The organism is Streptomyces angustmyceticus, from assembly GCF_019933235.1.
In the GTDB taxonomy this organism is placed as follows: domain Bacteria; phylum Actinomycetota; class Actinomycetes; order Streptomycetales; family Streptomycetaceae; genus Streptomyces; species Streptomyces angustmyceticus.
On record NZ_CP082945.1, the window covers coordinates 5,802,924 to 5,823,225 of the forward strand.

Consider the following 20,302-nt stretch of genomic DNA (forward strand, 5'->3'; position numbering starts at 1 on the left):
CCGCTGCGCGGGGCTGTCGGGGTGCGGTGACGGGCCTGCGCGGGTGGGGTGCCGGACTGCTTCGCTTTACGTCCGGACACCCCCACCCGCTCCGACCCGTCCCCTCCCGTTGAGGGGTCGGTGAAAGGCCGGTGGGGGTGGACCTCGGTGGTCCGGTGCGCCTGGTGGGCACACGAAACCGGGCCACCCGTAACGACAGGGCAGGGTGGGGGCGGCCACGACAACGGCCCGCCCCCACCCACCTTCACTTACTCACTCACGGGAGGGGACGGGCCGGAGGGGTGGGTGTGTGGGACGTAAAGCGAAGCAGTCCCACACACCCACCCCGGAGGCCCGTCACCGCACCCACAGCCCCGCGCAGCGGACCCGGCCCGCCGCCAGGCGCAACGGCGAGAAACCCCCACGGCGGGCCAGCCGACAACGTGGGAGATACAGGAACCCGCTTAGTGAAAGACGTGCGGCTCCGCCGGAAACGCGCCGCCGACGACGTCCTCGGCGAATTCCTTGGCCGCGTCACCGAGCAGTTTCCGCAGGGCCAGATATTGCTTGACGAACTTCGGGACGCGGCCGGCGGTCATGCCGGCCATGTCGGTCCAGACCAGGACCTGCGCGTCGCAGTCGGGGCCCGCGCCGATGCCGACGGTGGGGATGGCGAGGGAGCGGGTGACCTCGGCGGCCAGTTCGGAGGGTACGGCCTCCAGGACGACCGCGAAGGCGCCCGCGTCCTGCACCGCCTTCGCGTCCCGCAGCAGTTGCTGGGCGGCTTCCTCGCCGCGGCCCTGGACGGGGTAGCCGCCGTAGGCGTTGACGGACTGCGGGGTGAGGCCGACGTGTGCCATGACGGGGATGCCGGAGGAGACCAGCAGCTCGACCTGCCCGGCGGAGCGCTCGCCGCCCTCCAGCTTGACGGCGCCCACCCCGGCTTCCTTCACCAGCCGGGTGGCGTTGCGCAGCGCCTGCACCGGGCCTTCCTGGTAGGAGCCGAACGGCAGGTCGCCGACGACGAGTGCGCGCTTGGTGCCCCGGACGACGGCCGCGGACAGCAGGGTGATCTCGTCCATGGTGACCGGCACGGTCGACTCGTAGCCGAGGTGGCAGTTGCCCATCGAGTCGCCGACGAGCAGGACCGGGATGCCGGCCTCGTCGAAGACGGAGGCGGTCATGGCGTCGTAGGCGGTGAGCATCGGCCACTTCTCGTCGCGCGCCTTGGCGGCGGCGACGTCGCGGACGGTGATCCGGCGCGAGCCGGTGCCTCCGTACAGCGACTTGTCGACCGGCTTCTGGGCAGGCGAAAGCTGCGTCATGGTGACGGCTCCTGTTCGTCATCTCGAGGCACCCTGACGGTGTCCCCGGACTCCCCTCCATGCTGGCACGGCCCGCGCGCAAAGGAAACGGGGAGCGGGTGTGACCGGTCTTGCTTCGCCCGGAAGACGGGACCCGCCCGCGTGGCTTCCCGATACGGAACGGTTCCGTATCGGAACGCCCCTAGGGTCCGGCCATGGCCTCCTCCTCCAGCCCCCCGGGCGCACCGCCGGTCCGGGAGATCCCGGAACGCATCCACCGCCGCCGCTGGGCGGTCCTGTACACCCTCATGCTCAGCCTGCTGATCGTGGTGCTGGACAACTCGATCCTCAACGTCGCGATGAAGACGATCGCGACCCCGGCTCCGGTCGGCCTCGGCGCCACCCAGAGCGAGCTGGAGTGGGCGATCAACTCCTACACGCTGGTCTTCGCGGGGCTGCTGTTCACCGCGGGGCTGCTCGGCGACCGCCTGGGCCGCAAGAAGGTGCTGCTGGTCGGCCTGGCCGTGTTCGGCGCCGGGTCGGTGTGCGCCGGCATCTCGCAGTCGCCCGCCGAGCTGATCGCCTTCCGGGCCGTGATGGGTCTGGGCGGCGCCCTGGTCATGCCGGCCACCCTCGCCATCTTGATGAACGTCTTCGAGCACGACGAGCAGCCCAGGGCGATCGGCATCTGGGCCGGTGGGGTGGGGCTGGCGATCGCGGTCGGGCCGGTCGCCGGCGGGCTGCTGCTCGACCACTTCTGGTGGGGCTCGGTCTTCATGATCAACGCGCCGGTGGTGGTGCTCTCGCTGATCGCGATGGTGGTCCTGGTGCCCGACTCCAGGGATCCCGCCCCCGGACGGCTGGATCCGGTCGGGGTGCTGCTGTCGGTGGTCGGGCTGGTCCTGCTGGTCTACGGCATCATCAAGGGCGGTCAGCTCGCCGACTTCACCGGCCCGCAGGTGGTCGGCCCGATCGCCGTGGGGCTGGCGGTGCTGGTGGTCTTCGTGGCGCACCAGAAACACAGCGACCATCCGTCCATCGACATCGGCTACTTCCGCAGCCCGGCCTTCTCGGCCGCCATCGCCGCCATCGCGCTGGTCTTCTTCGCGCTGATGGGGGTCGCGTTCTTCACGGTCTTCTACGTCCAGAGCGTGCGCGGCTACAGCCCGCTGCAGGCCGGGATGCTGTTCCTGCCGCTGGCCGCCGCCCAGACGATCTTCGCGCCGCGGGCCCGGCTGGCCGTGGAGCGCTACGGCGCCCGCGCGGTGTGCACCTTCAGCATGTTCGTGGTGGCCGTCACCATGACCGGCATGCTGCTGCTGGACACCCGCACCCCGATCTGGGTGCTGGAGGCGCTGTTCTTCCTGCAGGGCGCCGGGATGGCGCACATCATGCCGCCGGCCACCGTCGCGGTCATGCAGGCGCTGCCCCGGGAGAAGGCCGGTTCCGGCTCGGCGCTCAACAACGTCTTCCGGCAGGTCGGCGGCACGCTCGGCGTGGCCGTCCTGGGCTCGCTGCTGTCGACGACCTACCGCGACGGCATGCGGCGCGAGCTGGACGCGCTGCCGGGCGTCCCGGCCGCCGCCCGGCACGCGGCCGGCGAGTCCATCGAGGCGACCCACGGCCTCGCCGGCCGGCTGGGCCCCGCGGGCCGGCCGCTGATCGCCGCCGCCGACCACGCCTTCCTCCACGCCATGCACGTCACCGCGCTCGGCTCGGCCGCGGTCGCCCTGCTCGGGCTGGTCGTGGCCGCGGCGTTCCTGCCGGGGAAGGTGCCGCCGGCGCCGCGGGCGGCCGCGCCGCGGGAGGAGCCGAAGGCGGGCGCGGAGCGATGACCCGGGCGGCGGCGGGGCCCGGGGCGGTGGCGGATGCGGTGGCGGCGGGGGAGTGGCCGGGCCCGGCGGCTCCCGGGCGCCGCGGCCGTCCGCGCAGCGCCGCGGCCGGCCCCGCCGTCATCGAGGCCGTGCTGCGCCTGGTCGAGGACGGTGCCTGTCCGGGCGAGCTGTCCATGGAGCGCATCGCCCGCGAGGCGGGCGTCGGCAAGGCCACGGTCTACCGCCGCTGGCCCGGACGTACCGCCCTGATGCGCGACGTCCTGCGGTCCCTGGACGTGCCCGGCCCGCCCCTGGACGGCACCTCGGTGCGCGACGACCTGGTCGCCCTGCTGGAGTTCCTGCGCCGCGGCCCCGCCGGGCGCGGCTCCGCGCTGCTGCGCACGCTCGCCGGCCATGCCGGGGCCCGGCCCGAGCTGTGGGCGGAGTACCACGACACGCTCGTACGGGCCCGCCACGAGGCGCTGCTGGCGGTGCTCCGGCGCGGGGTGGCGAACGGTGAGATCCGCACCGACCGGGACCTGGAGACCATCGCGGACCTGTTCACCGGCCCGGTGCTGGCCCGTGCCCTCCTCCACGAGCGGACAGAGCCGCCCGGGAGCCTGTCGGCGGACCTCGTCGACCTGGTGCTGGAGGGCGTGCGGCCGGTGGCGGGCGCGGCCGCGGGCTGAACTCCGGGGCGACGGGGCGGCCTTGGGGGCGGGTCCGGACGCCCGGGAGGTCCGGGCCGGCGCGCCGTCGTATGACCGGATCATGCCCGTTCTGTCACAGCCGCCGTGACGAGGGCGGATGCCGGAACCCCGACCCGCCACCGCGCCGTCCTCACTTCTAAGAAAGCGCATTACGGACCATCGCCTAGGGTCGGAGACCACAGGTGAGGCGCAGCGGAGCAAGGCAGTGAGGGCAGCTACATGGCGCAGGCATACATGACGGAACCGGGACAGGGGCACAACCCCGGGCAGGCCGGTTCCCGGGCCGACCGCCTGCGGAACTGGTGGCGTCCGGAGGGCATGTGGCGGCGCGGCATCGTGCTCGCGGTGCTCGCGGTCCTGCTCGGTCTGGTGATGATGCTGCACGCCCAGATCCCCAACACCGTGGGAAACCTGGGCAGTCTGCTGGAGACCTTCCTGCCGTGGCTGGGGCTGTGCATCCCGCTGCTGCTCGTCGTCGCGGTGCTGCGCCGCTCGGCGACCGCGCTGCTGGCGCTGGTGCTGCCGGTCTTCGCCTGGGTGAACCTCTTCGGCGGGCAGATCACCGACAAGGCGGGCAACGGCGGCAATCTCACCGTCGCCACCCACAACGTCAACGCCGACAACCCCGACCCGGCGGCCACCGCCCGGGACATCGTGGCCTCCGACGCCGACGTCGTGGCCCTGGAGGAGCTGACCGGCGAGGCCCTGCCCGCCTACCGCCAGGGGCTGGCGAAGGCGTACCCGTACCACACGGTCGAGGGCACCGTCGGGCTGTGGAGCAAGCGCCCGCTGTCCGGCACGCGGCCGGTGGACATCAAGATGGGCTGGACCCGCGCGCTGCGGGCCACCGTGACCGCCGAGGACGGCCAGAAGTTCGCCGTCTACGTCGCGCACCTGCCGTCGGTGCGGGTCAAGGTCGAGGCGGGCTTCACCGCCAACCAGCGCGACGGCAGCGCGGCGGCGCTCGGCGAGGCGATCGCCGCCGACCCGGAGAAGAAGGTCATGCTGCTCGGCGACCTCAACGGCACCATGAACGACCGCTCGCTGGCCCCGGTCACCTCCCAGATGCGCTCGGCGCAGGGCGCGGCGGGCGACGGCTTCGGCTTCAGCTGGCCGGCGGCGTTCCCGATGGCCCGGATCGACCAGATCATGATGAAGGGGATGGATCCGGTCAGGGCCTGGGTGATGTCCTCCACCGGCAGCGACCACCTTCCGGTCGCGGCGTCGGTGAAGATCTGACCAGGTCCGGCGCCCTGGGAGCGGGTTCCGACGCGAGATCGTCACGTCCCGTTCCCACGCCGGAATACTGCGCCTGAGAGACTTTGTTCCGTAAGAGAACTTATGGAACTCTCGGTCCGCGCGCCGCGTGCCCGCTCGCACGCGAAACCCTGGAAAGGTCTTTCATGCCCTTGGCTCTGCTCGCGCTCGCGATCTCGGCCTTCGGTATCGGCACCACGGAATTCGTGATGATGGGCCTGCTGCCCAACGTCGCGGACGATCTGGGCACCTCCGTGCCCACCGCCGGCTACCTCGTCTCCGCCTACGCCCTCGGCGTCGTCATCGGCGCCCCGCTCCTGACCGCCCTCGGCTCCCGTATCCCGCGCAAGCGGATGCTGGTGGGCCTGATGGCGGTCTTCACGGTCGGCAACCTCGCCTCCGCCCTGGCCCCCACCTTCGGCCTGCTGGTCGCCGGCCGGCTGCTGGCCGGGCTCCCGCACGGCGCGTTCTTCGGCGTCGGCGCGGTGGTCGCCGCCCGGCTGGTGCGCGAGGGCCGCCAGGCCCGCGCGGTCGCCACGATGTTCCTCGGCCTGACCGTCGCGAACATCGTCGGTGTCCCCGCCGCGACCCTGCTGGGCCAGCAGCTCGGCTGGCGCGCCACCTTCCTCGTCGTGGCCGGCATCGGACTGGCCGCCATGGCCGCCCTGGCCCGGCTGGTCCCCCCGCTGCCGGCCGAGGAGCGCACCGGCCTCGGCAGCGAGCTGCGGGCCCTCGGCGACCGCCAGGTGCTGCTCGGCCTGCTCACCACCGTCTTCGGCTTCGCCGGGATCTTCGCCGTCTACAGCTACCTCGCGTCGATGCTGACCGAGGTCACCGGCTTCGCCGCGGGCTCGGTCCCGCTGGTCCTGGCCCTCTTCGGCATCGGGATGACCCTCGGCGCGCTCGCCGCCGGGCCGCTCACCGACCGGGCCCTGCGCCCGACCCTGTACGGCTCGCTGGGCGCGCTGGCCCTCGTGCTGGCCGCCTTCCCCCTCGCCGCGCGGGCCGGGTGGACGGCGCTGGTGGCGGTCGTCCTGATCGGCGCCGTCGGCTTCCTGACCACCACGCCGCTCCAGATGCTGGTCATGAACAAGGCCCAGCAGGCGCCGACCCTGGCCGCCGCCTCCAACCAGTCCGCCTTCAACCTCGCCAACGCCGGCGGTGCCTGGGTCGGCGGCCTGGCCCTCTCGGCCGGGTGGGGCTGGACCTCCCCCGCGCTGGTCGGCGCGGTGCTGGCCGCCCTGGGGCTGGCCGTCGCCGTGACCGCCGGTCTCCTGGACCGCGGCGCCGGCGACACCTCCCGGATCGTGGCCCGCGGCGGCGAGGCGGAGACGGCGGCGGAGCCGGCGGCCGAGTCGGGCGCGGCCCCGGCCGCGGAGCTGCCCGCCGGGGGCCGCAGAGGCTGACGGCTCACGGGGCCGCGCGGCCGGGAAAGCCGCCCGGACCGCGCGGGCCGGGAGTCCGGCCCGCCGGACCCCGACCTCTCGTCAGGCCCCTTCCCGCCAGTGGTTGGTGATGGGCAGCCGGCGGTCCTTGCCGAAGCCCTTCGCGGAGATCTTGGGGCCGGGCGGGTACTGGCGGCGCTTGTACTCGGCGTGGTCGACCATCCGCAGGACACGCGTCACCAGGGCCTCGTCGAAGCCCTCGGCGACGATGTCCTCCCGGCCGCGGTCGTGGTCGACGTACAGCTCCAGGACGCGGTCCAGGACGTCGTAGTCGGGCAGCGAGTCGGTGTCGACCTGGCCGGGGCGGAGTTCGGCGCTCGGGGGCTTGGTGAGGGTGTTCTCCGGGATCGGCGGGGTCTGTCCGCGGTCGGCGGCGGCCTGGTTGCGCCAGCGGGCCAGCTGGTAGACGACCGACTTGTAGACGTCCTTGATCGGGCCGTAGCCGCCCACCGAATCGCCGTACAGGGTCGAATAGCCGCAGGCCAGCTCGGACTTGTTGCCGGGGGCCAGGACCAGGTGGCCCTCCTGGTTGGAGAGGGCCATCAAGGTGGTGCCCCGCAGCCGCGACTGCAGGTTCTCCTCGGCCAGGCCGGTCAGCGGCAGCGCCGCCATGTAGGCGTCGAACATCGGGCCGATCGGCACCGTACGGAACGCCAGGCCCGTACGGCGCGCGAGTTCGGCGGCGTCGGTGAGGGAGTGCTCCGACGAGTAGCGCGACGGCATCGCCACGGCGTGCACCCGCTCCGCGCCCAGGGCGTCGCAGGCGAGCGTGGCGACCAGCGCCGAGTCGATCCCGCCGGACAGGCCCAGCACCACACTCCCGAAGCCGTTCTTGGTCACATAGGCGCGCAGGCCGACGACCAGCGCGGTGTAGATCTCCTCCAGGTCCGGGAGGCGTGCGGCCTCGTCGCCGGGCGCCCGCGGCGGGTAGGGCGGCAGCGGATCGGGCGTCAGGACGCGGTGGTCGACGCGCAGGCCGTCGTCCAGCACGCCCGAGGGCGGCACCGGCGCCGCGGCCGGCAGGTCGAGATCGACCAGCACACAGCCCTCCGCGAACTGCGGCGCCCGCGTGATCACCGTGCCGTCCCGGCCGACGACGATCGAGTCGCCGTCGAAGACCAGCTCGTCCTGGCCGCCCGTCATCGCCAGGTAGGCGGTGGTGCAGCCGGCCTCTTGGGCCCGCTTGCGGACCAGTTCGAGCCGGGTGTCGTCCTTGTCCCGCTCGTAGGGCGAGGCGTTGACCGAGAGCAGCAGCCCGGCGCCGGCGCTGCGGGCCGCCGGCACCCGGCCGCCGTCCTGCCACAGGTCCTCGCAGATGGCGAGCGCCACATCCACGCCGTGCACCCGTACGACGGGCAGGGTGTCGCCGGGGACGAAGTAGCGGAACTCGTCGAAGACGCCGTAGTTGGGCAGGTGGTGTTTGGCGAAGCTCAGCGCGACCTCGCCCTGGTACAGCACGGCGGCGGCGTTCTGCGGGGCGCCCGCCGGGCGGCCGTAGCGCGGCTTCGCCTGGGTGCCGCGGTCGAGATAGCCGACGATCACCGCGAGGCCGCCCAGGCCCTGCGCGGCCAGCCGGCCGGCCAGCGTCCGCAGCGTCGCGCGGCTCGCCTCGACGAACGAGGGGCGCAGCGCGAGGTCCTCGACGGGGTAGCCGGTCAGCGCCATCTCGGGGAACGCGACGAGGTGTGCGCCCTGGTCGGCGGCGTGCCGGGTCCAGCGCAGGATCGTCTCGGCGTTCCCGGCGAGGTCGCCGACGCAGGAATCGATCTGGTTGAGGGCGAGGCGGAGTCGGGGCACCCCGCCAGTCTAATCGTCTTTCTGACGCAATGGGGGGTCGGAGGTGTGCCGGCGGTGCTTCGGGCGTGTGACGGGCGGGCCGGGAGGGATCCGCCGGGCCGCCCGCCGCGCGCCTGCCCGGGGCCGCCGGCCGCGCCGCCCCGGGCCCGCTCCCGGGCCGCTGCCGCCTACTTCTTCCGGTAGCCGATGATCGTCATCATCCCGGACTCCGAGTGGTAGATGTTGTGGCAGTGGACCATCCACAGGCCGGGGTTGTCGGCGTGGAAATCGACGTCGACCCGGCGGCCGGGCAGCAGGATCGTGGTGTCCTTGCGGGGGCCGCCGTGCGGCATGTCGAAGGTGTGGCCGTGCAGGTGCATCGGGTGCCACATCCGGGTGTGGTTGCGGAAGATGATCCGGACCCGCTCACCGGCCTCGACGGGATACCGCTGGTCGGGCGTGTACGGGCTCCCGTTGATCGCCCAGTCGTACTTCTCCATCGTCCCGGTGAGGGTCATCTCCAGGGTGCGGTCCGGGCGGCGCGGTGCGGACCGCACGGACTCGGCGGCGCGCAGCCGGTCCACGGTCATGATCCTGCCGTACAGGTTCCTCGGCCGGACGGACGGGCCGGGCGCCTCACCGCTCCCGGTGCGCAGCAGCCCCATCGTCGCGCGGCCCTTGCCCTCGGCCAGCACGGTGAGCGGGAAGACGCCGTCCTTGGCCGTGACCATCACGTCGTAGCGCTCGGCCATCCCGATGAGCAGCGCGTCGGCCTCGGCGTGCTCGACGGGGAAGCCGTCGGTGTGCGTCACGGTCATCGGGTGGTCGCCGAGGGCCACGCGGTAGGCGGTCTCGCTGCCCGCGTTGATGAACCGGATCCGGACGCGGTCGCCGGGCTTGGCGTGGAAGGTCCGCGGGTCGCGCGCGGTGCGGCCGTTGACCAGGTGGTACGGGTGGTCCACGTCCCCCGCGTCATGGCCCAGCAGCCTGCTCCGGGCGCCCTTGAGGAGCCGCGAGGGGCCGTCGGCGGGAACGGCGGCGCCGTCCCTGGCGCGGGTGCCCCGGCCACCGCCCTTCGCGTGGTCGTGGGCCATCTCCGTCTCGCCGTGGGCCATGGGGCCGCGGTCCACGCCCCCGTGCAGCTGCCTGAGCACCGATTCCGGGGTGCTGCCGTCCACCCCGTCGACCCAGTCGTCCAGCAGGACGATCCACTCCTTGTCGTAGGAGAGCGGCTCCCTGGGGTCGTCGACGATCAGCGGCGCGTACAGCCCGCGGTCCAGCTGGAGGCCGGAGTGCGGATGCACCCAGTGCGTGCCGGGGGTGGTGACGGCGAAGCGGTAGTCGAACGAGGCGCCGGGGCGCACGGAGCGCTGGGTCACGCCGGGGACGCCGTCCATGTCGTTGCGCACCGTCAGCCCGTGCCAGTGCAGCGTCGTGTTCTGCGGCAGGCGGTTGGTGAGGGTCAGCGCGATCCGGTCGCCCGCGTCGACACGCATCACCTTGCCGGGCAGCTCGTCGCCGAACGTCCAGGTGCGGACGGTGCGGCCGCCCAGGTCGATCCGGCTCTGGGTGGCGGTCAGCGCGAAGCGGCGCACGGGGCCCGCGCCCCGCCTGCGCTCGGCCTCGGCGACCTCCGGGCCGTCGGGGGAGACATAGCCCGACGGCGGGTGCCGGTCCGGGCCGGAGAAGGCGGCGGTGCCGTACATGCCGTTCATGCCGTCCGTGCCGGAGGCGGCCTGGCCGCCGGCACAGGCGGACAGCAGGCCGCTGCCGGCGGCGGCGATACCCGCACCGAGCAGGGTGCGGCGGGAGTGCGTACGCATGGGGAGAAACACCTCGAGACGATGTCGGTGGCGATCTGGGCGGGGTGAGGGCACTGCCGCGGTCTCCGGTGGGCGTCGGCGGCGGGGCGCGCCCCCAGGACGCGTCCGCAAGGTCCCGTGCGGTTCGCGACTCCGGGCGGACGACGGGACTTTGAAGACAGGCCCTAGGGCCTGTCTTCAAAGTCCCGCCTGCCTCGCGGCGCCTGGCACGCACGCTCGCCGCGTTGTCGGGATCATCCCGGTACAACCCAGTACCGGGACGACCCTCCGCCTTGCGATCGCACGCACCAGACACCGCGAGGCCCGCCCTTCGGGCGAACGACGGGACTTTGAAGACAGGCCCTAGGCGCGCGGCACCGACAGTCGGGCGAGGAGTGTGGGGCGCGGCGCCCGGGATATCGGCCACGGGCCGCGCGCGAGGCCGCCGCGCGGGACGCCGGCGGGGCCGCTCGCGCGGCGCCGGGCCGGTGCGCCGGCGCCGGGGAGGCCCGGGAGGGCGGAGGTCAGGACGCCGGTGAGCACCGCGGCGAACAGCGGCAGACGGCCGCACCACGCGGCGGCCTTGCCCTGTTCGTGCATCGCGGACCTCTCGACGGACGGCGGACCGGCGGACGCGGGGGAGGCCCGCCCTGACGACGCACCCTACCCCCGAGGGGTATGGGCTCCGTGGTGGCCCGCCGAACGGAGAGCCGTGGCATCCGTCCGCCACCGGATCGGGGCCCTCCCGCGCCCGCCGCTGCGGCTCGTCGCGCCGGTGTCCCCGCTCAGCTTTCCCCGCCGGCCCCCGCTTGCCACCCCACGCCACCCGCGTGCCCGGGGGACATCCCCGGGTCGGCCGGTCACCGGCCCCGCCCGCCCGTCCGGCCCGTCACACGGCCGCGCCGCCGGACCGGCGGGACTCGGACGGCACGCCTAGGCCCGCCCGCCCCCGACCGGTGAGAGGAGCCCGGTGAGCTGCGGTACCTGTTCCCGTTCCGCGGCCTCCAGCGCCAGCCAGGACCCGTCGGGGAAGGCGAGGTCCACCCGGTGGGTGTGGCGCGCCGGATGCGGCTCGGGCCGCAGGGTGAACCGCCCGCGGGGCAGTTCGCCGAGGAGTCGCGCGGCCTCCCGCTCCGGCAGCACGGGGTGGCTCAGCAGCAGCAGTCGCTGGTCGGTGAAGGCCAGCGCGAGCTGGTCGTTGTCGTGCCCGAGCGAGTCGTCGGTGCCCGACCGGGTGGTGACCACGAACCATCCGGCGGCGCTGTCCCAGCCGCCCTGCCACACCCGGCCGCGGAACAGCCGGCGGAACCCGTGCCAGGTGTGGTGGGCGCCCCGCTCCAGCAGGCCGGCCGGCAGGGCGCACACCCACATCACGAAGGACACCGGCAGGAGGATCCGCCACCATCCCTTGAACCGCTCCCGCTCCTCCGCCTCCGGCTTGGGCCGGCGGCGGCGCCTGGGGATGCGGTCGGGCACCAGGGGGTCGAGCCGCACCGGCAGGGCGCCGTACAGCGTCTCCCCGGGCCGCAGCAGGGCCGAACTGTGCGGGAGGAGCCAGGCGTCCCGTTCGGGGACGACGGGGGTGGGGTGCATGTCCGTCTCTCGTCCGTCTCTTCGTCCGCTCCGGCGCTCAGCCGAAGGTGTCCTCGATACTGCCCTTGGGCACGCGGTACGGCTTCGGCTCCTCGGGGCCGTCGTCCGACAGCGCCTCCTTGCCGAAGTGCTCGGCCGCTTCCGTGGCGGGCCCCTTGAAGTCGCCGGTGAGACCGGTGACGGCGCCGATGACCGGCTTCGAGCCGTGGCCGGCGATCTGGCCGGTCACGAGGTGGTGCGCCCACCAGTTCCGGGTGCGGTAGGCGCCCTCGCCGAAGGCGCCGCCCGCCTTGCGCAGCGCCCCGGCCGCCGCCTTGGCCTCCTTGAACGCCGCCCAGGACTTCTTCCCCGCCTTGAATTTCCGGACGGCCTCCATCAGTTTGCGCAGCGTCTCCGCCAGCTTGAGCGAGACCTTCTCCACCCTGCCGAGGAAGACCGCCACCTCCGCCTCGGCCACCAGCCCGTCCACCACCGTGGCCAGGCCGAGGGTGAGGATGTCGGTGACGACCATCGCGGCCAGCGTCATCGCCGCCCACTCGATGGCCTCGCGGATGATCTCGACGACGGCGTCCTCGGCGAACTTCGACTCCGCCGCGGCCTGGCTGAGGATGTGTGCCGTCTCGCCCATCTCCGTGGCCGTGCCGTCGATCGCCTCGACGATCTCGCCCATGCCGTGCCCGAAGCCCTCGGACGCCTCGCCCGCCCAGCGCTCGGGCAGCGGGCGGGCGGCCTGCCGCAGTCCGTCCGCCACCTTGTGCAGCGCCGCGGCCTGCGCCCGCCACTCGTGCGCGGCCGCGGTGAGCTGCGTCGGCATCCCGGTGACCTCTTCGAGCTTGTCCATCAGCCCGACCTTGTCCAGGAACCACCGGATCGCGTCGTCGAGCCCGGCGTCGATGCCGTGCTCCTCGCTGTTGTGGATCTCCGGTATGTCCGGGAGTTTCGCGATCTCCCGGTCGACCCAGGCGTAGGCGTCCGTGACCGTCATGCCGGGATGCTCCCGCCGCCGTTTCCGAAGCCTTCCCGGGTGGCGTACTCGTTGGCGACGTAGTGGCCGGCCACGGCCCGCAGCTTCTCCGCCGCGTCCCGCAGCAGCTCCGCGATGTCGTGGAGGTCCTGCTGCGCCGCGTGCGCATGCTCCTTGTAGGACGCGTGCAGCTCGTCCGACTCCGGCAGCTTGCCGAACGCCCCCTGGGGGATCTCCACGTGCTCCAGTGCCCGCGCGAGGCGGGGCACCTCCTCGTGCTGCCGTTCCGTGCCCGACGCGCAGCGGAATATCGCGTCCGGATCGGTCCGGAACCCCTGTGCCATTGCTTCTCTCCCCACGACGCGGGCCGTTCCTGGTCCGCGATCAGCGTAGGAAGGGCAGGGAACGGGCCCTTCAATGCCGGGTCAACGGCCGCTCAGGCGGGCTTCAAGACTCCGCCAAGCCCCCCGTTTGCCCCCGCCCGCTGCGCTGAGCATGCTCACCGCGGGAAGGATGCGGGGTGAGGGTTACGGGACGGCGGTTCTGATTCAGGCCAAGGGTGCGTAATGTGACGGTAACCCCTTCACGTGATACTGGTGTGCCACACCGCGTGATCCAGCGCACGTGGATAGGCCGATTGACCTGCAAGGATTGGTGACCCATGGACAAGCAGCAGGAGTTTGTGCTCCGAACGCTCGAGGAGCGCGACATCCGCTTCGTACGGCTGTGGTTCACCGATGTGCTCGGGTTCCTCAAGTCCGTGGCGGTCGCCCCCGCCGAGCTGGAGCAGGCATTCGACGAGGGCATCGGATTCGACGGCTCGGCCATCGAGGGCTTCGCCCGGGTGTACGAGTCCGACATGATCGCCAAGCCGGACCCGGGCACCTTCCAGATCCTGCCCTGGCGCGCCGAGGCCCCCGGCACCGCCCGGATGTTCTGCGACATCCTGATGCCGGACGGCTCCCCCTCCTACGCCGACCCGCGCTATGTCCTCAAGCGCATCCTGGCCAAGACCTCCGACCTCGGGTTCACCTTCTACACCCACCCGGAGATCGAGTTCTTCCTGCTGAAGGACAAGCCCGTGGACGGCCAGCGGCCGACCCCCGGCGACTCCTCCGGCTACTTCGACCACACCCCGCAGAACGTCGGCATGGACTTCCGCCGCCAGGCGATCACGATGCTGGAGTCGATGGGCATCTCGGTGGAGTTCAGCCACCACGAGGGCGCCCCCGGCCAGCAGGAGATCGACCTGCGCTACGCCGACGCCCTCTCGACCGCCGACAACATCATGACGTTCCGGCTGGTCATGAAGCAGGTGGCGCTGGAGCAGGGCGTCCAGGCGACGTTCATGCCCAAGCCGTTCTCGGAGTACCCGGGCTCCGGCATGCACACCCACCTCTCGCTCTTCGAGGGCGACCGCAACGCCTTCCACGAGTCCGGCTCGGAGTACCAACTCTCCAAGGTCGGGCGCTCGTTCATCGCCGGACTGCTGCGCCACGCCGGCGAGATCTCCGCCGTCACCAACCAGTGGGTCAACTCCTACAAGCGCATCTGGGGCGGCGCCAACCGCACCGCGGGCGCCGGCGGCGAGGCCCCCTCGTACATCTGCTGGGGCCACAACAACCGCTCCGCCCTGATCCGCGTCCCGATGTACAAGCCCGGCAAGATGGGCTCGACCCGGGTCGAGGTCCGCTCCATCGACTCCGGCGCCAACCCGTACCTGAGCTACGCGGTGCTGCTCGCGGCCGGCCTCAAGGGCATCGAGGAGGGCTACGAACTCCCGGCCGGCGCCGACGACGACGTCTGGGCGCTGTCCGACTCCGAGCGCCGGGCGATGGGCATCGAGCCGCTGCCGCAGAACCTCGGCGAGGCCATCGAGCTGATGGAACGCAGCGAACTGGTCGCCGAGACCCTCGGCGAGCACGTCTTCGACTTCTTCCTGCGCAACAAGAAGCAGGAGTGGGAGGAGTACCGCTCGGAGGTCACCGCCTTCGAGCTGCGCAAGATGCTGCCCGTGCTCTGAGCCACCGCGCCACCGAGAGGCTGCCCCCATGGCACTACCCGCTCCGCAGGGACGGCGGAGCAGCACGTTCACCCGGCTGCTGAGACACGGTTTCACCGACCCCTCGGCGGCCGGGCAGCTGCTCGACGCCCCCGAACTCGCCTCCGTACGCGACGACTCGGTGCTGCTCGAAGCGCTGGGCGCCACCGCCGACCCGGACCTGGCCCTGCACGGCCTGGTCCGGCTGGTGGAGGCACAGGAGGACGAGGAACAGCAGACGCTGCTGAGCACGATCGTCGCGGCGAAACCGCTGCGCGACCGGCTGCTGGGAGTGCTGGGCGCCTCCGAGGCGCTCGCCGACCACCTCGTCCGCCACCCCCGCGACTGGCAGTCACTGGTCACCTACGAGTCGGCCGACCTGCACCCCACCACCCCCGAGTTCGAGCTGGCGCTCGCCGAGGGGATCTGGGGCGGCACGAACGCCGAACGCCCCCGCGCGGACGCGCTGCGCACCGCCTACCGCCGCTCTCTGCTGGGCATCGCGGCCCGCGACGTCTGCGGCACCACCGATGTCGCCGAGGCCGCCGCCGAGCTCGCCGACCTGGCCACCGCCACGGTCCGGGCCGCCCTGGAGATCTCCTACGAGGAGGCCCCCGGGGACGCCGCGGTGTGCCGGCTCGCCGTCATCGGCATGGGCAAGTGCGGCGGCCGCGAGCTGAACTACGTCTCCGACGTCGACGTCATCTTCGTCGCCGAGGCCAAGGAGGGCGTGGACGAGGCCAAGGCGCTGCAGGCCGCGACCCGGCTCGCCGCCCGCATGATGCGGCTGTGCTCGGACAACACCGTCGAGGGCACCATCTGGCCGGTGGACGCCAACCTGCGCCCCGAGGGCCGCAACGGCCCGCTGGTGCGCACCCTCTCCAGCCACCTCGCCTACTACCAGCGCTGGGCCAAGACCTGGGAGTTCCAGGCGCTGCTCAAGGCCCGCCCGATGGCCGGCGACCTCCAGCTGGGCCAGGCGTACGTGGACGCGCTGGCGCCGATGGTGTGGGACGTCGCCGAGCGGGAGAACTTCGTCGCCGACGTGCGCCAGATGCGCCGCCGGGTCGTCGAGAACATCCCCGCGGCCCAGGTCGAACGGGAACTCAAGCTCGGCCCCGGCGGACTGCGCGACGTCGAATTCGCCGTCCAGCTACTGCAGTTGGTCCACGGCCGCAGCGACGCCACCCTGCGCAGCGCCACCACCCTCGACGCCCTCGCCGCGCTGGCCGCCGGCGGCTACGTCGGACGCCAGGACGCCGCGGCCCTCGACGCCGCCTACCGCTTCCTGCGCACGCTGGAGCACCGCATCCAGCTCTTCCGGATGCGCCGCACCCACCTGATGCCCGAGGACGAGGGCGAACAGCGGCGCCTGGCACGCTCGCTGGGCCTGCGCACCGAGCCCGTCGACACCCTCCGCAAGGAGTGGCGCTGGCACGCCAGGGAGGTGCGCCGGCTGCACGAGAAACTCTTCTACCGCCCGCTGCTCGATGCCGTCGCCACCCTGGAGCCCGGCGAGACCCGGCTCTCGGCCCGAGCCGCCGGCCACCGCCTCGAAGCCCTCGGCTACGCCGACCCGGTGGCCGCGCTGCGGCACCTGGAGGCGCTGGCGTCCGGTGTGACCCGCAAGGCCGCCATCCAGCGGACCCTGCTGCCGGTGCTGCTGGCCTGGTTCGCGGACTCCGCCGACCCCGACGCCGGCCTGCTCAACTTCCGCAAGGTCTCCGACGCGCTCGGCAAGACCCCCTGGTACCTGCGGCTGCTGCGCGACGAGGGCGCGGCCGCCGAGAACCTCGCCCGGGTGCTGTCCGCCGGCCGCCTCGCCCCCGACCTGCTGCTGCGCGCCCCCGAGGCGGTCGCCCTGCTCGGCGCCTCCGACGGGCTCCAGCCGCGCGGCCGGGCCGCGCTGGAACAGGAGGTGCTGGCCGCAGTCGGCCGCGCGGACGGCGCGGAAGCGGCGGTCGCCGCGGCCCGCGGCGTGCGCCGCAGAGAGCTGTTCCGCACGGCCGCCGCGGACGTCATCGGCGCGTACGGCACCGAGTTCAGCCCCGCGGACACCGACCACGGCCGCTCCGTCGACGCCGTCGGCTCCGCGGTCTCCGACCTCAACGCCGCCACCCTCGCCGGAGCCCTGCGCGCCGCGGTCCGCCAGCAGTGGGGCGACACCCTGCCCACCCGCTTCACGGTGATCGGCATGGGCCGCTTCGGCGGCCGCGAACTGAGCTACGGCTCCGACGCCGACGTCCTCTTCGTCCACGAACCGCGCGAGGGCGCCGACGAACAGGAGGCCGCCAAGGCCGCCCACGCCGTCGCCAACGAGATGCGCCGGCTGCTGGAACTCCCCTCTTCCGACCCGCCGTTGCCCATCGACGCCGACCTGCGCCCCGAGGGCAGGTCGGGCCCGCTGGTACGCACCCTCGCCTCGTACGCGGCCTACTACCGGCGCTGGTCGCTGGTCTGGGAGTCCCAGGCCCTGCTGCGCGCCGAACCGGTCGCCGGCGACGCCGAGCTGGGGCAGCGCTTCATCGACCTCATCGACCCGCTGCGCTACCCCGCCGAGGGCCTCGGCGACGACGCGGTCCGCGAGATCCGCAAGCTCAAGGCCCGCATGGAGGCCGAACGGCTGCCCCGCGGCGCCGACCCCACCACCCACGCCAAGCTCGGCCGCGGCGGCCTCAGCGACGTCGAATGGACCGTGCAACTGCTGCAGATGCAGCACGGCTGGGAGGTCCCCGGCCTGCGCACCACCCGCACCCGCGAGGCGTTGGCGGCGGCCCACGCCGCCGACCTGATCGACACCGAGGACGCCCAGACCCTCGACGAGGCGTGGGTCCTGGCGGCCCGCGTCCGCAACGCCGTCATGGTCGTCCGCGGCCGCCCCGGCGACACGTTCCCCGTCGACGGCCGCGAGCTGGCGGCCGTGGGCCGCTACCTGGGCTACGAGGAGGGCCACGTCGGCGAGATGATCGACGACTACCGCCGTGTTACGCGCCGGGCGCGTGGCGTCGTTGAACAAATCTTTTATGGCGCGTAGCCCCTTCGCTGCGCTTTGCTTTCGGCCCACGTTTTCGGCTGTCCCGCCGTGGGGGTTTGTCGCCGTTTCGCCTGCGGCGGGCGGGGTCCGCTGCGCGGGGCTGTGGGTGCGGTGACGGGCCTGCGGGGCGGGGGTGTGGGACTGCTTCGCTTTACGTCCCACACCCCCGCCCCTCCGGCCCGTCCCCTCCCGTGAGTGAGTGAAGTGATCGTGAGTGGGGGCGGGCGTCGATCACAGCCAATTCCCCGCGCCACAGCCATTTCCCGATGCCCACGGCCCTTTCCCTACGTCGTCCACAACGCGCACCGGACCACCCAGATCCACCCCCACCGGCCTTCTTCCCACCCCCCAACGGGAGGGGACGGGCCGGAGCGGGTGGGTGTCCGGACGTAAAGCGAAGCAGTCCGGACACCCACCCGCGGAGGCCCGGCACCGGCACCCGAAACGCCCCGCGCAGCGGACCCGGCCCGCCGCTGGGGGTACCTCCCACGCCCTTTAGGCAGTGGGGGAGCAACGCCGGGCGCACCCGCGCAGCGGGGCGAAACACGGCGAGCAACAACCACGGCGGGAAAGCCAAAAACGTGGGATCAGGCTCGCGCCAGCCGATGCGGCGCGGCGCCGAACCACACGCTCGCCACCCCCACCCCGAAGGACAGGCACAGCACGCCCCCGATCGCGTCGAGCCAGAAGTGGTTGGCGGTGGAGACGATGACCAGGAGGGTCGTCGCGGGGTAGAGCAGGCCGAGTGCCTTGACCCACCGGCGTCGCGCGAGGAGCGCGATCGTGAGGCCGCACCACAGGGACCAGCCGATGTGCATGGACGGCATCGCGGCGTACTGGTTGGACATCGAGGCGAGGTTGCCGGAGGCGATGGAGCCCCAGGTGCCGTGGTCGACGAGGGTGTCGACGAAGCCGCCGCCGGTCATCAGCCGGGGCGGGGCCAGGGGGTAGAGGTAGTAGCCGATGAGGGCGACGCCGGTGGTGGCGAAGAGCGCCGTGCGGGCGGCGGTGTAGCGGCCGGGGTGCCAGCGGTAGAGCCAGACCAGTACGCCGATCGTGACGATGAAGTGCAGGGTGGCGTAGTAGTAGTTCATCGTGACGATCAGCCATGTCACGGAGTCCACCGCGTGGTTGACGGTCCGCTCGACGGCGATGCCGAGCGAGTGCTCGGCCTGCCAGATCCAGTCGGCGTTCCGCAGGGCCTGGGCCTTCTGTTCGGGCACGGCGTTGCGGATCAGCGAGTACGTCCAGTAGCTGACGGCGATCAGCAGGACCTCGAACCAGAGGCGGGGGGTGCGGGGAGCGCGCAGGCGGGCCATCCGCCGTGGGACCACGGGGTGGTCCGCGCGTTCCCCCTTGGGTGGCGGGGTGGTCGGCGGGCCGTCCAACGTCCTCGTTTTCGCATCACCCATAGGCAGACAGTCTGCCAGAAAGGGGCGTACCGGCGATCATCCTTCGGTCGGGTATTCGACGCCGCAAATCGGTCTCGCGGGGGATGCCCGAACCCCGTACTTCTGGGGGAGGGCGGGGGTCAGGGGGTCCGCAGCGGCTTCGGGATCCGGGCCGGCTTGGGGGCCGAGGCGGTCGAGCCGCGCACCACCAGCTCGGGGTGGAAGACGAACTCGCTGTGCGGGGCGGGGGTGCCGCCGATCTCCTCCAGCAGCGCGCGCACGGCGGCCTGCCCCATGGCCGTGACGGGCTGCCGGATGGTGGTCAGCGGCGGGTCGGTGAAGGCGATGAGCGGGGAGTCGTCGAAGCCGACCACGGAGAGGTCGCGGGGGACGTCGAGTCCGCGCTGCCGGGCCGCGCGGATCGCGCCGAGCGCCATCATGTCGCTGGCGCAGACGATGGCCGTGGCGCCCCGCTCGATGAGCGCGCTCGCCGCGGCCTGGCCGCCCTCCAGGGTGTAGAGGGAGTGCTGGATGAACGGCTCCGCCTCGGTGGGGCCGGTCTGCAGCCGTTCCCGCATGGCGCGTACGAAGCCCTCGATCTTGCGCTGTACGGGCACGAAGCGCTTGGGGCCGAGGGCCAGCCCGATCCGCCGGTGGCCGAGGGCGCCGAGGTGGGTGACCGCGAGGTCCACCGCGGCGCGGTCGTCGGGGGAGACGAACGGCGCCTGGACCTTGTCGGAGAAGCCGTTGATGAGGACGAACGGTACGCCCTGGCCGCGCAGCTGCTCGTAGCGCTGCATGTCGGCGGAGGTGTCGGCGTGCAGTCCGGAGACGAAGATGATGCCGGCCACCCCGCGGTCGACCAGCATCTCGGTCAGTTCGTCCTCGGTGGAGCCGCCCGGCGTCTGGGTCGCCAGGACGGGCGTGTAGCCCTGGCGGGTCAGCGCCTGCCCGATGACCTGCGCGAACGCCGGGAAGATCGGGTTGTCCAGCTCCGGGGTGATCAGCCCGACCAGCCCGGCGCTGCGCTGCCGCAGCCGCACCGGGCGCTCGTAGCCCAGCACGTCGAGGGCGGCGAGCACGGACTGGCGGGTGGTGGCGGAGACGCCGGGCTTACCGTTGAGAACCCGGCTGACGGTGGCCTCGCTGACACCCGCCTGTGCTGCGATATCGGAGAGCCGGGCGGTCATGG

The 20,302-nt window shown here is 72.9% G+C and carries 15 protein-coding genes; 6 read left to right on the forward strand and 9 right to left on the reverse strand.

What is annotated here, in order from left to right; all coding sequences use genetic code 11:
• Positions 1-443 precede the first annotated feature (443 nt).
• A complete protein-coding gene (gene panB / locus K7396_RS25950; protein ID WP_086721917.1) occupies positions 444-1,304 on the reverse strand; it encodes a 3-methyl-2-oxobutanoate hydroxymethyltransferase in 861 nt (286 codons plus the stop codon).
• A gap of 194 nt (positions 1,305-1,498) precedes the next feature.
• Here panB and K7396_RS25955 point away from each other — a divergent pair, with 194 nt between their 5' ends.
• The 4 genes from K7396_RS25955 to K7396_RS25970 all read left to right on the forward strand — a co-directional run bounded on the left by K7396_RS25955 (position 1,499) and on the right by K7396_RS25970 (position 6,470).
• Positions 1,499-3,118 (forward strand): MFS transporter, encoded by a 1,620-nt coding sequence (locus tag K7396_RS25955; protein WP_086721918.1) that lies wholly within the window; start codon positions 1,499-1,501, stop codon positions 3,116-3,118.
• The gene (locus tag K7396_RS25960) at positions 3,115-3,786 is read left to right on the forward strand and encodes a TetR/AcrR family transcriptional regulator C-terminal ligand-binding domain-containing protein (protein ID WP_152105296.1); all 672 of its coding nucleotides are present in this window, start codon (positions 3,115-3,117) and stop codon (positions 3,784-3,786) included. The genes K7396_RS25955 and K7396_RS25960 overlap by 4 nt, the downstream gene beginning before the upstream one ends.
• Before the next feature lie 255 nt (positions 3,787-4,041).
• Positions 4,042-5,046, forward strand: coding sequence for an endonuclease/exonuclease/phosphatase family protein (locus K7396_RS25965; RefSeq protein WP_373866986.1), 1,005 nt, complete (start codon positions 4,042-4,044; stop codon positions 5,044-5,046).
• Between the two features lie 164 nt (positions 5,047-5,210).
• Positions 5,211-6,470, forward strand: coding sequence for an MFS transporter (locus K7396_RS25970; RefSeq protein ID WP_223660206.1), 1,260 nt, complete (start codon positions 5,211-5,213; stop codon positions 6,468-6,470).
• Between the two features lie 81 nt (positions 6,471-6,551).
• On the opposite strand, the gene K7396_RS25975 is transcribed toward K7396_RS25970, so the two are convergent.
• The 6 genes from K7396_RS25975 to K7396_RS26000 form a co-directional block, all read right to left on the reverse strand.
• Entirely contained in the window at positions 6,552-8,306 is a 1,755-nt protein-coding gene (locus tag K7396_RS25975) for an NAD+ synthase (protein ID WP_086721005.1), read from the reverse strand.
• Positions 8,307-8,473: 167 nt separating this feature from the next.
• Entirely contained in the window at positions 8,474-10,108 is a 1,635-nt protein-coding gene (locus K7396_RS25980) for a multicopper oxidase family protein (RefSeq protein WP_152105297.1), read from the reverse strand.
• A gap of 342 nt (positions 10,109-10,450) precedes the next feature.
• The gene (locus K7396_RS25985; protein ID WP_152105298.1) at positions 10,451-10,687 is read right to left on the reverse strand and encodes a hypothetical protein; all 237 of its coding nucleotides are present in this window, start codon (positions 10,685-10,687) and stop codon (positions 10,451-10,453) included.
• Between the two features lie 333 nt (positions 10,688-11,020).
• Complete coding sequence (locus K7396_RS25990; protein WP_086719503.1) at positions 11,021-11,680, reverse strand: hypothetical protein; 660 nt, start codon at positions 11,678-11,680, stop codon at positions 11,021-11,023.
• 37 nt (positions 11,681-11,717) lie between these two features.
• Positions 11,718-12,665 (reverse strand): WXG100 family type VII secretion target, encoded by a 948-nt coding sequence (locus K7396_RS25995; protein ID WP_086719504.1) that lies wholly within the window; start codon positions 12,663-12,665, stop codon positions 11,718-11,720.
• A complete protein-coding gene (locus tag K7396_RS26000) occupies positions 12,662-12,988 on the reverse strand; it encodes a hypothetical protein (RefSeq protein WP_086719505.1) in 327 nt (108 codons plus the stop codon). Before K7396_RS26000 ends, K7396_RS25995 begins: the two co-directional genes overlap by 4 nt.
• Positions 12,989-13,305: 317 nt before the next feature.
• On the opposite strand from K7396_RS26000, the gene glnA reads away from it, so the two are divergent.
• Positions 13,306-14,667, forward strand: coding sequence for a type I glutamate--ammonia ligase (gene glnA, locus K7396_RS26005; RefSeq protein WP_086719506.1), 1,362 nt, complete (start codon positions 13,306-13,308; stop codon positions 14,665-14,667).
• Between the two features lie 28 nt (positions 14,668-14,695).
• Positions 14,696-17,719: a bifunctional [glutamine synthetase] adenylyltransferase/[glutamine synthetase]-adenylyl-L-tyrosine phosphorylase gene (locus K7396_RS26010; RefSeq protein WP_086719507.1), complete on the forward strand. Its 3,024-nt coding sequence runs from the start codon at positions 14,696-14,698 to the stop codon at positions 17,717-17,719.
• Between the two features lie 587 nt (positions 17,720-18,306).
• Here K7396_RS26010 and K7396_RS26015 read toward each other — a convergent pair.
• Entirely contained in the window at positions 18,307-19,131 is an 825-nt protein-coding gene (locus tag K7396_RS26015; RefSeq protein ID WP_086721874.1) for a phosphatase PAP2 family protein, read from the reverse strand.
• A gap of 119 nt (positions 19,132-19,250) precedes the next feature.
• Positions 19,251-20,300 (reverse strand): LacI family DNA-binding transcriptional regulator, encoded by a 1,050-nt coding sequence (locus K7396_RS26020; protein ID WP_086719636.1) that lies wholly within the window; start codon positions 20,298-20,300, stop codon positions 19,251-19,253.
• Between the last annotated feature and the right edge of the window lie 2 nt (positions 20,301-20,302).